The organism is bacterium, assembly GCA_031082185.1.
Classification (GTDB): domain Bacteria; phylum Sysuimicrobiota; class Sysuimicrobiia; order Sysuimicrobiales; family Humicultoraceae; genus VGFA01.
Genome location: JAVHLI010000001.1, coordinates 358,363 through 371,054, shown reverse-complemented (window position 1 = coordinate 371,054; position 12,692 = coordinate 358,363). Strand labels below are relative to the sequence as shown.

Genomic DNA, 12,692 nt, shown 5'->3' with positions numbered 1-12,692 from the left:
ATAGGGTGCGTCGGTTGCTCCTAACGCAACACCCTACGGCACCATCACCACCTTGCCGAAGTGCTCCCGCGCGCCCATGATCCGGTGGGCTTCCCGGATCTCGGAAAGGGGCAGCACAGCGTGCAGGATGGGATCTATCGCGCCAGTGAAGATCGCGGACATAACCGCGCGCAAGTCACTCGCGTTGCCCATCGGCGCGCCTATGATCCGGCGGTGGCACTGGTAGACCTCGCGGATGTCGAAGTCGGGCCGCTCGCCGCCGGAGGCGCCGCAGATCGTCATGCGGCCGCCGCGGCGGAGGCTGCGAATTGTCTGCTGCCAAGACGGCGCGCCGACGGGGTCGGCCGCGAGGTGCACTCCGGCGCCGTCGGTGGCGGCCAGTATCTGCTCGCTGAAGTTCGGGTGCTCCCTGTGGTCTATGGGGATTGCGCCGGCGGCCGCGGCCTTGGCCGCCTTCTCGGGCCCGCCCAATACGGCGAAGATCCGGCGCGCGCCGGCCATCCGCGCGATCAGAAGCACCGCGGTTCCCACGCCGCCTGAGGCGCCGACGGCCAGCACGTCCTCACCCGCGCGGAGGCCCCCGGCGGTGATCATCATCCGCCAGGCGGTGCAGTAGGCCGCGGGCACGGCCGCCTTCTCGAAGGACACGTGGTCTGGGACACGGATCAGGTTCGCGAAGGGCGCGACCACATACTCGGCCAGCCCGCCGGGCGTGTGCTCGCCGAAGATCTTGTACGAGAGGCACATCGTCTGCTCGCCAGCGAGGCAGAACCCGCACCGTCCGCACGCCAGGATCGGGTTGATCACGACGCGGTCGCCGGGCTGCCACTCTTGGGCGCCGGAGGCGGCGGGCAGGACACCGGGCCCCGCGGGCACTCCCGTCTCGGACCCTACAGCCACCACCGTCCCTGCCACGTCCCCGCCCGTCGTGAGTGGGAACTTCCGCTCACGCCAGGGGAAGACGACCCGGCCCCCGGGCGGGCCCGAGCGCGCCCAGATGTCCATGTTGTTCAGCGCGCAGGCGCCGACCCGGATCAGGGCCTCGCCTGGGCCGGCCGTGGGAATCGGAACCTCCTCGATGTTCAGGACCTCGGGACCGCCGTGACGGTGGATGACGGCGGCTCTCATGGTGCCGCCACCAGCCCCCGTGCCTCACGCAGCGCCGCGGTCACGCGGTTACGGCCGCGCACCAGGTGCGTCAGCGTCACGCGGTATCGGTGCCCCCCCGGCTCGATTCCCGCCAGGGTCTTGGCCGGAGCCAGATCGGGCAGCGGAGGCACGTCCACCGCCGGGTCGTGGCGGAACCGGCCGGCGCGGGTGTAGTTGATCCGCACAAGGACGCGCGCGAGTTTCCGCAGCGTGGTATTGGCCGCCCGCACCGCGGGGTCGGATGCCGGTCGGCCGCCCAGGCCAGCGCGGTCGAGGTACCAGCGGTCGAGGTCGGCTCGCAGCGCCTTCGCCTCTGCGAGCGGCTGGCTGAGATCGAACGCGCCCCCTGCCGCATCGCCGTATGCCTTCAGCGTGCCGGCCATCTCCTCGGCCAGCGCGCGGAAATCGAGCGGGTGCAGCGGGGCGTTGGCCGCCCGGTAGGCCGCGACGGTGTAGACCTTCGTGTCGCGCAGCAGGTTGTCGCGGTCGGCAATCTCGAGTGTATCGTCCTCGGTGTGCCAGGCGATGTTGGCGCCACAACCGCCCACGGGGTAGTAGCCTTTCTCCTCCAAGAGCGGCTTGGGCATCGTGGATGACAGCATGTAGAAGGTCGAGACGCCGACGTTCGAGAACGAGCAGTCACCCGCGCGCAGCGGCCGCCCGCCGGCGGCATCGAGGCCGGTCACGTCCTTGATGACCGCCTTCCCGATGCCCTCGGCCTCGCTCATCCAGAAGACGTCCTCGTACACGGTGGCCCACCGGCAGCCCGTGGAGTCGCAGTTGATGTGCGCGACGCAGTTGGCGTCGATGTCGAGCCCGAACTCGTCAGCGTACCATACCGAACCGGCGTACCGGCCCTGGGAGTGACCTGACCACCAGGCGATCCGCACCGTGCGCGCCAGCCGGTCCCGGTGCTTCCAGAGGACGCGCGCGAGTTCCAGAAGGGTGGCGTTGCCCGTGGCGTTGTCGCCGATGCCCTGGTGCCAGCCGTCCAGGTGGCCGTGGACCAGGACAAACTCCTCGGGCGCCTCGCGGCCGGGGATTTCGGCCACACACACCGGGCACTCGACCCAGCCTTCGTCCAGCTTCGTGGAAAGGCGGGCCTTGACCTCGCCGCCCTGAGCCAGGTCGCGCAGCCAGGCGCCGTCGGTCTTGTTCACGGAGACTACAGGAATCGTCGGCTTGCGCTCCCACGAGTCCAGGTCGGGCGAGCCCCAGATGGTCGTACAGATGCCCTCGTGGATCCGCTCGCCAGGACTGATGAAGATGACGCCGATCGCGCCTGCCTTGGTGAAGTCGGCCACCTTGCCAGGCGAGGCGTAGCCCTCGGTCAGGACGATCTTGCCCGCGACCTCGGGCATATCCCTCCCCACGCCCTCGAATAGCCCTCGGATGTGGCCCATGTGGTGCGTGGGAACGTACACAACCTGGCCGCGCTTCCACCGACCGCCGGTGGAGTGCGACATCGAAGGCGTCTTCGCGGCCACCGCGCGGCGCTCGGGCGCCAGGATCTCCAACCGCGCGCGCCGGGGCACGCTGATCAGCAGCGTAGGCGTGTGGATGGTGTGGGGAACGCAGTGCTTCTTCAGACGCTTGCTGATGTAATCGAAGGCCCGCTTCTCCTGCTTGGTGCCGGACTCGCGGACCAGCCCGTTGAACTTCTCGACGAGCGGCCAGGGCTCGTCCAGCGATACGTCTTCGACGAGCGCCTGCTCGTCGGCCTGGTTGCGCCAGTCGCTGACCGTGCTCATATGTCGTACGCCTCCTTAGGGTGGGTTCTCGTCGGATGAACTCTCAAGTGAGATCGATATACCCTGTCTCTCCGGCCGTCCTCAGTTCCGTCCCGAGCGCAGCGCTCATCGCCCGCATCCGCGCCAGTATCCGAAAGACCTGCTCCGGGGCCGCCGCGCACTGCTCGCCTGCCGGGTCGCTGGCGGTGGGGTGTACCACGAGACGCCTGCAGCTTGCGCCGTCGAACTCAAGCACGAAGACCGCCGACTCCGCCAGCTCGGGGGTGCTGACTGCCTCCATGCGGTAGGGCGGCGCCGGCCTACCCAGCTCGAAGCGCCTCCCCTCGCCCATGGCGTGGAACAAGAAGTTCCCCATGCTGTAGAGGATAGGCCTGCCGCGGTAGACCTCAACGCCGTGCAGGCAGTGCGGGTGGTGACCCAGTATGGCGGCAGCTCCGGCCTCGATGAGCGCGTGCGCCGCCGGCTGCTGGTAGTCCGCCAGGATGCCCTGGAACGGCGCCGCCCACCCAGGCGGCACGCCCCAATGGACGCTCACGATTACGGCGTCCGACTCTCGGGTTGCCGCGCGCACCGCCGCGGCGGCGCGGTCGAGATCCTCCGCGACTACCTCCGTGGAGACGTACGGCGAGGTACCGGGCTGCTCCTCGGCGACCGAAGCGTCGGCCTCGATCCGCACGCGCACGCGCAGGGGCGCAACGCCCGGCCGCCCGGGCGCAGCGGCGGATCCGGTCGGCAGCGTCGAGGCAAACCCGAGCCACGCGACGCGCACCGGCGGGTGCCCGGAGGGTGCGCGCCGAATGGAAGAGGGCTCGACGGACGGACACTCCGTGAACGCCGGCCGTAGCGCCTCGTCCAGGGTGGCCCCGGCGCCTACGACCCGGACGCCCGCGGCCCGCACCACCTCGAGCGTCTGCTCCAGGGCCGGGATCCCGAAGTCGAGGGCGTGGTTGTGGGCAAATGACACTACGGAGAGCCCTAGATTCGGCAGGACGGACGCGAGAGAGGGCGCTGACCGCAGCACGATGAGCTTGTCCGCAGGGTGGCCGCGGTCGGAGAGCGGCGCCTCCACGTTCGCGAACGCAAAGTCCGCGCGCCGGAGCAGGTCGTGGAGGGGGTTCGCGGCGGGCAGGTGTTCCAGCATGATGTCGCCCGCCGCGGCCAGGGTCCAGGCGCGGGAGGCGTGGGTTCCCTTCATAGCTTCAGCCTCGGATCAAGGGCGTCGCGCAGGCCGTCGCCCAGGAAGTTGTAAGCCAGCACCGTGGCCAGGATCAGCATGCCGGGGTACATCGCCAGGTTCGGCGCCGACCAAAGGTAGATCTGCGCGTTCTGCAGCATGTTCCCCCAAGAGGGCAGCGGCGGCCTGATTCCGAGCCCCAGGTACGAGATCGCCGACTCGGTCAGGATCGCAAAGGCGACGTTGAGCGTGGCGGCCACAATGATCGAGGGGGTAACCTGTGGCAGGATGTGCCGAACCATGATCCGACCGTCGCCCGCGCCGATGGCCCGCGCGGCCTCGACGAACTCCGTGACGCGCCAGCGAAGGTACTCGCTGCGCACGATGCGCGCCACCGGCATCCACGCGGTCAACCCGATGACCACCGTGGCGGCCACCGGCCCTCCGCCGAAGACCGCCAGCGCGGCCAGGATCACGAAGAACGTGGGCAGCGCCATCATCGCGTCGGTGAACCGCATCAGCGCGACGTCCGGCCACCGTCCGAAGTAGCCCGACAGCGCTCCCACCGTGATGCCCACCGAGACCGAAATGGCCATCGCCACGAACCCGACCGTCAGCGAGACGCGCGAGCCCAACATCAGGCGGGCCAGCACGTCGCGGCCCACCTCATCGGTGCCCAGAGGGTGCCGGAGGCTGATGGCGTGCAGCGTGGAGAGCGGATCGGTGAGAAACGGGTCGCGGCCCAACACCGACGGGCCAAGGACCGCACCCAGGTGAATCAGGACCAGGAATCCCGCCGCGATAAGGGCCGGCGGGTTCCGGCGTAGCCGCTGGGCGGCGATCCGCCAGAGCTTACGTGGCGGGTGCGAACCGGCCGTCGTCGCGTCTACGGGCTCGGACGCACTAGCCATAGGTGATCCGCGGGTCGAGCCAGCCGTAGGCGACGTCCACCATCAGGTTGGAGACGATGACCACCATCGCCACCACGATCGTCAGCCCCATGACGAGCGGGTAGTCGCGGCCCACGGCCGACGAGACCGCGAGCTGGCCCATGCCGGGCCAGGCGAAGATGGTCTCGGTAATGACGGCACCGCCGACGAGCCTCGGGATCAGTACACCGAGCATCGTGATCACGGGAATGAGGGCGTTGCGGATCGCGTGGTGCGAGAGGACGCGGCGGTTGGCGAGCCCCTTCGCGCGCGCCGTGCGCACGTAGTCCTGGTCGATCTCCTCGATCAGCGCCGACCGCATGAATCGGACCAGATTCGGGAGCGTCGCCGTCGCCAGCACCAGCGCCGGCAGGGTCAGGTGCGCCACGCGGTCGCCGAGCGAGAACGAGGCGCCGATGGTGGCCATCCCGGAGGCCGGAAGCCAATCGAGACGCACTGAGAACGCAAGGATCAGCAGGATCGCAAACCAGAACGCGGGGATCGAGACCCCGACGAAGCTCAAGAAGGTGACAATGTGGTCGGTTGCCGAGTAGCGGCGGGTGGCAGAGACGATACCCGCAGGGATGCCTACGAGCACAGAGAGCAGGAGCGCCGTGCCGCCGAGGAGCAGGGTGTTGGGCAGCCTCTCCCCTATAACCTCGGCGACAGGGCGTCCGTCGTTGAACGAGCGGCCAAACTCAAGACGCACCGCGGCAGCGGTCCACTTGGCGAACCGGATCGCCACGTGCTCGTCGAGCCCAAGCCGGCGCCGGTGGGCGTCGCGCATCTCCGCGGTCGTCTCCATCGTCGCCATGATGGCCGGCCCGCCAGGGGCCAGGCTGACCATCAAGAACGTCAGCGTGGAGACGACGAAGAGCACCACCAGCGCCTGGGCCGCGCGCAGCAGCAGGAACCTGCTCAGGCTACTGCCACCTCCACTCGTGCGTGTACTGGAAGGCGTCCCGCAGGCCGATGTTGGGCAGACCGCTCAGGCGCTTGTTGACGGCGCGGATCTCGCTCGGCCACCAGAGGTACAGGTAGGGCAGGTCCTCGGCCACGAGCTCCTGGAACCTAGTGTACGCCTTCTGGCGGTCGCGCACGTTGGTCGCCTGGCGTCCCGCCTCGAGGAGGGCATCGACTTCCTTGTTGTTGTAGAGCGGCAAGTTGAAGCCCTTTTCGGCAGCGCTGGAGTGCAGGTAGTTGAAGAAGTCGGGGTCGGCTGGTGTGACCCACCAACCCAGCAAGGCCTCGAACTTGCGCGGCAGCAGCCGCTGCGTGATGAACTGGTTGAACTCCAGGCCTTCGAGAACGACGTCGATCCCGACCGCCTTCAGGTACTGCTGCACCAGCGCCGCCAGCGGCTCGAAGTACTGCACGGTCGCGTAGGTCAGGGTGAAACGGAACCTCTGGCCGTCCTTCGTGAGCATCCCGTCGGGGCCCGGCCGCCAGCCGGCCTCGGCCAGCAGGGCGCGCGCCCTGCTGCGGTCGAAGTCGTAGGTCTTGACGTTCGGGTTGTAGTACGCCCGCAGCGCAGGTGAGACCGGGCCTGTCGCGGGCTGCGCGAAGCCCTGCAGGAACCCGTTGATCATCGCGGGCCGGTCCCAGGAGTGCATGATCGCCTGCCTGACCCGGCGGTCCTGGAACACCGCGGTCTGGAAGTTGGGCGCCAGGTAGTAGAAGTTGGTCTGCGGCACGGTCGTGACGTCTATGTTCGGCCGGCCCCTGACCGCACGTACCAGCGCCGGGTTGTCGATGAAAACGAGGGTCAGGTCGCCCGAGAGCAGCTGCGCGACCTGCGCGTTGATGTCGGGCAACACCTTGAAGGTGACCGTATCGAGCGTCGGCGTTCCCGCGAAGTAGTTGGGGTTGCGCTCCAGCGTGACGTACGCCCCCGGCACGTACTCCTTCATCTTGAAAGCGCCGGTGCCGATCGGTGCGCGCTTGTTGAAGGCGTCGTGGGTCCAGGGGTCGGCGATCCCCTGGAAGGCGTGCTTGGGGATAATGCCGGCGTTCGTACCAACAAACGCCGCCAAGCTCGCCACGGGACTGTGGAGCACGAACTGCACCGTGTGCGGATCGACGATCTTGACCTCCTTCACCGTCCGGAAGTTCGCGGACCCCGACGCGGCAAGCTTGGGGTCCATGACGATGTCGTAGGTGAACTTGACGTCCTCTGAAGTGAAGTCCCTTCCGTCGTGCCACTTGACGCCCTTGCGCAAGAAAAACGTCCAGACGAGCCCATCGGACGAGATCTCCCAGCGCTCCGCTAGGTCGGGCGCGGGCTGGAGGTTCTTGCCAGGCTTCGTCAGCCCATTGTAGATCACGCGGTTCGGAAACACCGACTCGACGAACGCTCGAGGGTGCCACGGGTTGAATGTGGGGTCGGCAACGATCGGGAACACAACGGATCCCCCGCCCGACGCCGGCCCACCGCTCGCCGGCGGAAGCCCTCCGACGACCAGGACCAGACCCACCACAAGGATGCCAATGGTGCGGAAGCGCATGATTACTCCCCCTTTGTCTTGCGTCGCCGTGGCTTCGAATCGCCCCGGCGCTGCTTAGATTCGCGCTGCTTAGATTCGCCCTGCTTCGCGTGACGCTGCTTCGATTTCACGCTGGAGTCACTCGGAGCCACACCGGCCGGTTCCGGAAGCCAGATGTAGCTCTGCTTGTGGATCTTCAGGATCATTGAGGTGTCGGTCCTGATCAGGCCGGGCACGCTCGCCAGGCCGTCCACCAGGAAGTCGTGCAGGCTGTCGGTATCGGGTAGCACGACCTCGACGATGATGTCGAAGGTGCCCGTGGTGACCGCGACGTAGCGGACCTCGGGCATCTCCATCAGGCGGGCCAGGGCCCGGCTCATCTTGCTGCGCTGGACGTTCATGCCGGTGATGGCCGCCGCGTGCATCCCGACCTTCAGTAGGTCGGCCACGGCCACCACCCGGATTACCCGGTCGGCAAGGAGGCGGGAGAGGCGGTTGCGCACCGTTCCCTCGGTGACGCCCAGCGCCCTTGCCATGGTGCTGAAGCTGGCGCGCCCGTCGCGCTGCAGCGCGCGGATGATGCCCTTGTCGAGCGCGTCCAGATGGCTAACGCGGCCCACGGGAAACCACCCCTGTGGCCTTGGCTTCGCCCTTGCGCTTGGCCTGGCGTTTGACCTGACGCGAGGCCTGCTTCGTGATCTTCGGGGGTACCGGGTAGGCCCTGCGGCTGTGGCGCAAGCCGAGCTCGCACAACATCTGCATCATCTTCGTCGCCGCGTGCACGGGGTTGACGACTGGGATGCCGAGGCGCTCGGACATCTCGTCCTGCGCGCCCTGGAAGGCCATCGTCATGCAGCCCATCACGATGGCGTCCGCCCGCTCCTGGTCGCGCGCCGCCTCGGCCTCACGGACCATCCGGGAGAAGGTCCTGCCCGGATCCTTGGCGATCTCGAGCACCGGGATGTCGACCGCGCGCACCGAGGCAAGTTTACGGTCCACCCCCACCTGCCATGCCAGCCGCTCGAGCAAGGGTATCACCGATGGGAGGACCGTCACGATGCTGAACCTGTGTCCCAGCGTCGCGGCCAGCAGCATCGCCGCCTCGCCCGGGCCGATCACGGGTATCGAGACCATCTCGCGGATCGCGTCGATCCCCGGATCCCCGAAGCATCCCAGGATGGCGCCGTCGAACCCGGCGCGCTCGGCCTCAACCAGGCGCTCCACGGAACCGGGTATGGACAGGTACTCCTCGTACGCGGACTCTATCGACAGCGGCCCGCCCTTCACGTCCCAGGCCTCTATGGCCCACGTGGGACCGGCGACGCGCTGAACCACGTCGCGCCGGCGCGCCAATTCCTGCGCGCCTCCCCGCCAACGTGTTATCTCTCCAGGAACGAGATAGAGTCCCCGCATTCCAGGCACCTCCGTACTCTGAATTCCTAAGCAGGGGGCAGGAGGATTGCGAATACCGGAAAATAGAAGCTCGGTCGGCTTGTTTTGTGAAAGACTATCACGGTGGGATCGAGGGGTCAATCCCGGTGTGCAGACGTGTAATAGGTCAATGATTTTGTCACCCGCCAACGGGCCAATGAATCTGTCACCCTGGGAGCATGACTAGGGAGACGATTATCTTGACCCAGAAGGAGCAACACCGTGTCCAAGTCTTGGCCCGGGTTCAGCACGGCGTTCTACGGGCTACGGAGGCCGCTGTGCTGTTGGGCCTTTCCCTTCGCCACCTCTCCGACGGCTGCTGGCCTGCCTGCGCCAGCAGGGCCTCGCTGCCCTCGCCCATGGCAACCGCGGCCGCCCCTCCTCGCGGCGCCTCCCGGAGGCCGTCAGGGACCGCATCCTCACCCTGGCCCGTACCACCTATGAGGGCGTGAACGATCACCACCTCACCGAGTTGCTCCGGGAGCGCGAGGGCCTCCGGCTTTCCCGCCAGACCGTGCAGCGGCTCCTCCGCGCGGCCGGGATCGGCAGCCCCCGTACCCGCCGTCCCCCACGCCATCGCAGCCGCCGGGAACGCATGCCCCAAGCCGGCCTCCTCGTCCAGATGGACGGCAGCCATCACCCCTGGCTCGAAGATCGCGGGCCGCGCCTCGTGCTCCACGCCGCCATCGATGACGCCACGGGCCAGGTCCTCGGCGGCGTCTTCCGCCTGGAGGAAGATGCCCACGGCTACTTCCTGCTCCTCCGCCAGATCATCCGGCGCTATGGCCTCCCCACTGCGGCCTACACCGACCGCCACGGGATCTTCCACCGCGATCCCCGCGCCCCACTCACCCTGGCTGAGCAGCTCCAGGGCCGGCCCGCGTCCACCCAGGTAGGACGCGCCCTCCAGGAACTCGGCATCCGCTGGATCGGTGCGCATTCCCCACAGGCCAAGGGGCGGATCGAGCGGCTCTTTGGCACCTTCCAGGATCGCCTGGTCATCGAGCTCCGCCTCGCCCAGGCGCGCACGCTCTCTCAGGCCCAGTGCGTGCTCGATCGCTTTCTCCCACGCTACAATGCTCGCTTCACTCACGCCCCTGCGCACCCCGAGCCCGCTTGGCGCCCGGCCCCGGCCCAGAGAGACCTCGACCGCATCTGCTGCTTCAAGTACCAGCGCACCGTCCAAAACGATAACACCATCCAACTCGACGGCCGTCTCCTCCAGCTCCGACCCGGATCAGGTGGACGCAGCTATGCCCGAGCCCGCGTCGATGTCCACGCACATCTGGATGGCACGCTCGCTGTGTATTACCGCGGCCAGCGCCTCGCCGCCAAGGCGCTCACGCCAGAGAAGCACCCCTCTGGACAGCCCCTGGAGCGATTCGTTGAGGGCAAGCCGCATCCGAGTACCCCTCTCCCAGGCAACGGCGAACAGCCACCCCGGGAGAGGTACATCCCGCCGCCGGATCACCCCTGGCGGCAAGCGACCATAACCACTGCGCGACGTAGGCAGCTCCAAACCCAGGGGTGACATATTCATAGAGCCATTAGGGTGACAGGATTACTGGGCTACGACATCCCGGTGTGCAGACGCTTCTGGCCGCGCATCACCGACGCCCTCCGGACCGCAGCAACCGTCCCGAGTTCAACAGGATCAGGAAGTCGGGGATCACCTGCGCCGCCGCTGCCAGCACCGGAGGCAGCAGGCCGACGGCCGCAAGGGTGATGCCCGTCAGGTTGTAGGCAACGGTGCCATACAGGTTCTGGCGAATGACGCCGAACGCCTCCCGGCTGATTCGCACCGCCTCCGGCACCAGGCGCCAGTCATCGCGCATGATGGCGACGTCGGCGGCCTCCAGCGCCGCCGCGGTCCCGGTGGTGCCCATGGCGATGCCGACGTCGGCCTGGGCCAGGGCCGGGGCATCGTTGATGCCGTCGCCGATCATGGCGACTACGCGGCCTTCGGCCTGAAAGGCCTGCACGACCGCGATCTTGTCCTCCGGGAGCATCTCTGCCCGGCACTCCACCCCTAGAGCGTCCGCGATCGCCCGGGCGGCGCGCGCGTTGTCGCCCGTGAGCATAATGATGCGCTCCAGGCCCATCGCACGCAGCGCCCGGAGCGCTTCCGGCACCTCGGGCCTGGGCGCGTCGGCAATGGCGATTAGCCCGGCGGTGCAGCCATCCTCGGCGACGAACAGCACCGTCTGGCCGGCGGCCTCCAGCGCCGCCGCCTCGTCGGTCAGCCGCTCGGGCAGGGAAAGATCGCGCTCGGCGAACAGTCGCCGGCTCCCAACCACGACCTGCCGGCCGTGCTCGTGCACGATCACGCCGCGGCCCGGAGCTACCTCGATCCGCGCCGCGTCCTCAGTTCCGCCGGCCGGCAGGAAGGCCGCCTCGCCCCGCGGCGGGGTATTGATGGTACTGGAAACAGCGGCCATCACCGCCGCCGCCGCCGGGTGTTCGGAGTAACGCTCGGCGACGGCGGCGACTGCCAGCACCTCGGCGGCGGTACGACCTCCCTCTGGATAGACGCCGGTCATCTGCGGCCTGCCCACGGTCAGGGTCCCGGTCTTGTCCAGCAGCAGTATCTCCGCCCGCGCCAGGGCCTCCAGTGCTGTCCCGCCTTTGACGAGGATGCCACGGCGGGCGGCGCTTCCGACCGCCGCGACCACCGCGACCGGGGTCGCCAGCGCTATCCCGCACGAACACGAGACGACGAGCACGGCCACCCCGGCGCTTGCCGAGCCGCCGATCAACCATGCGGCCGCGGCCACCCCACTCACCACCGGGATGTAGTACGCGGTAACGCGGTCGGCCAGACGTTGCGCTCCGCTCTTGCGGGCTTCGGCTTCTTCCACCAGCCGCACGATGCGGCCAAAGGTGCTGTCCGCGCCAACGTGCTCGGCTCGGATCCGCAGCGCGCCGTCCAGGCTGATCGTGGCTGCGAGCACGGCCTGCCCCTCTGCCCTCTCAACGGGCATGGCCTCACCGGTGATTGGGGCCTGGTTGATCGAGGCACGCCCGGAGAGTATCGTGCCGTCAACCGGGATCCGCTCGCCCGGCTTGACCAGGACGGTCTCGCCCACCTTGACCTCGGAGGCGGGCACTTCAACCTCGCCGCCGTCACGCATGACCCGAGCCTCAAGGGGCTGCAGTGCCACCAGTTCCTGGATGGCCTGCCGGGCGCGGCCCGCGGTGTAGGCGTCGAGGAAGTCGGCGAAACGCATGAAGAAGACGATGACCGCGGCCGCACCGTATTCTCCGATGATCAGCGCTCCTGCGATGCCCAGCGTCATAAGGGCGTGGGGGGTTACGCTCCGGGCGCGAACTGCCAGGAAGACCTTGCGGAAGATCGGAAGGCCGCCGATCAGCACCGCGGCAAGCGCAACCGGCGCAGGAATCAGACGGGACGCCGCCTCGATCAGCCCCAGGCGCTCGGCAGCCAGTCCGATCAGGACGGCGCAGGCGACCGCCACCACGAAAAGCCCTGAGACGATCCCAAAGAGCCGGGGCGCTGCTCCTTGATGGGCCTGGAGGGAGGCACGTGAACCCGGCACACGATAGCCCAGCGCCTCTACGGCCTGCGCCAGATGCGCCTCCGATGCCCGCGATGGATCGAACACGACCGTGGCGCGGCCGGACCCTAACGAGACGTACGCGCTTTCGACCCCTGCGACCCGGCGCAGCGCGCGTTCGATCCGGGCCGCGCAGTCGGCGCAGTCCATGCCGGCGACCGGGAGTTCAACCTGCTTGTTCACGCTGCTTGTTCACGCTG

The 12,692-nt window shown here is 68.3% G+C and carries 11 protein-coding genes; all 11 read right to left on the bottom strand.

Annotated elements, in window-relative coordinates:
- Positions 1–33 precede the first annotated feature (33 nt).
- The gene (locus RDU83_01900; protein MDQ7839765.1) at positions 34–1,128 is read right to left on the bottom strand and encodes a zinc-binding dehydrogenase; all 1,095 of its coding nucleotides are present in this window, start codon (positions 1,126–1,128) and stop codon (positions 34–36) included.
- Positions 1,125–2,900, bottom strand: a complete 1,776-nt coding sequence (locus tag RDU83_01895) for a M28 family metallopeptidase (GenBank protein MDQ7839764.1) — start codon at positions 2,898–2,900, stop codon at positions 1,125–1,127. The genes RDU83_01900 and RDU83_01895 overlap by 4 nt, the downstream gene beginning before the upstream one ends.
- 43 nt (positions 2,901–2,943) lie before the next feature.
- Entirely contained in the window at positions 2,944–4,095 is a 1,152-nt protein-coding gene (locus RDU83_01890; protein ID MDQ7839763.1) for a CapA family protein, read from the bottom strand.
- Positions 4,092–4,985: an ABC transporter permease gene (locus tag RDU83_01885; protein ID MDQ7839762.1), complete on the bottom strand. Its 894-nt coding sequence runs from the start codon at positions 4,983–4,985 to the stop codon at positions 4,092–4,094. Before RDU83_01885 ends, RDU83_01890 begins: the two co-directional genes overlap by 4 nt.
- A complete protein-coding gene (locus RDU83_01880; protein ID MDQ7839761.1) occupies positions 4,978–5,910 on the bottom strand; it encodes an ABC transporter permease in 933 nt (310 codons plus the stop codon). The genes RDU83_01885 and RDU83_01880 overlap by 8 nt, the downstream gene beginning before the upstream one ends.
- 16 nt (positions 5,911–5,926) lie before the next feature.
- Complete coding sequence (locus RDU83_01875) at positions 5,927–7,507, bottom strand: ABC transporter substrate-binding protein (protein MDQ7839760.1); 1,581 nt, start codon at positions 7,505–7,507, stop codon at positions 5,927–5,929.
- Positions 7,508–7,509: 2 nt separating this feature from the next.
- Positions 7,510–8,106 carry an Lrp/AsnC family transcriptional regulator gene (locus tag RDU83_01870; protein MDQ7839759.1) on the bottom strand — a complete coding sequence of 199 codons (597 nt, stop codon included), beginning with the start codon at positions 8,104–8,106 and terminating at the stop codon, positions 7,510–7,512.
- Positions 8,093–8,839 carry an aspartate/glutamate racemase family protein gene (locus RDU83_01865; protein ID MDQ7839758.1) on the bottom strand — a complete coding sequence of 249 codons (747 nt, stop codon included), beginning with the start codon at positions 8,837–8,839 and terminating at the stop codon, positions 8,093–8,095. Before RDU83_01865 ends, RDU83_01870 begins: the two co-directional genes overlap by 14 nt.
- Positions 8,840–9,161: 322 nt before the next feature.
- A complete protein-coding gene (locus RDU83_01860; protein MDQ7839757.1) occupies positions 9,162–10,121 on the bottom strand; it encodes a hypothetical protein in 960 nt (319 codons plus the stop codon).
- Between the two features lie 33 nt (positions 10,122–10,154).
- Complete coding sequence (locus tag RDU83_01855; protein MDQ7839756.1) at positions 10,155–10,319, bottom strand: hypothetical protein; 165 nt, start codon at positions 10,317–10,319, stop codon at positions 10,155–10,157.
- Between the two features lie 205 nt (positions 10,320–10,524).
- Positions 10,525–12,675: a cation-translocating P-type ATPase gene (locus RDU83_01850; protein MDQ7839755.1), complete on the bottom strand. Its 2,151-nt coding sequence runs from the start codon at positions 12,673–12,675 to the stop codon at positions 10,525–10,527.
- Positions 12,676–12,692 lie beyond the last annotated feature (17 nt).

Coding starts and splice junctions, on each gene's coding strand:
- RDU83_01855 (MDQ7839756.1), bottom strand. CDS start 10,319: ATGCGGCTTGCCCTCAACGAATCGCTCCAGGGGCTGTCCAGAGGGGTG.
- RDU83_01875 (MDQ7839760.1), bottom strand. CDS start 7,507: ATGCGCTTCCGCACCATTGGCATCCTTGTGGTGGGTCTGGTCCTGGTC.
- RDU83_01890 (MDQ7839763.1), bottom strand. CDS start 4,095: ATGAAGGGAACCCACGCCTCCCGCGCCTGGACCCTGGCCGCGGCGGGC.
- RDU83_01895 (MDQ7839764.1), bottom strand. CDS start 2,900: ATGAGCACGGTCAGCGACTGGCGCAACCAGGCCGACGAGCAGGCGCTC.
- RDU83_01900 (MDQ7839765.1), bottom strand. CDS start 1,128: ATGAGAGCCGCCGTCATCCACCGTCACGGCGGTCCCGAGGTCCTGAAC.
- RDU83_01885 (MDQ7839762.1), bottom strand. CDS start 4,985: ATGGCTAGTGCGTCCGAGCCCGTAGACGCGACGACGGCCGGTTCGCAC.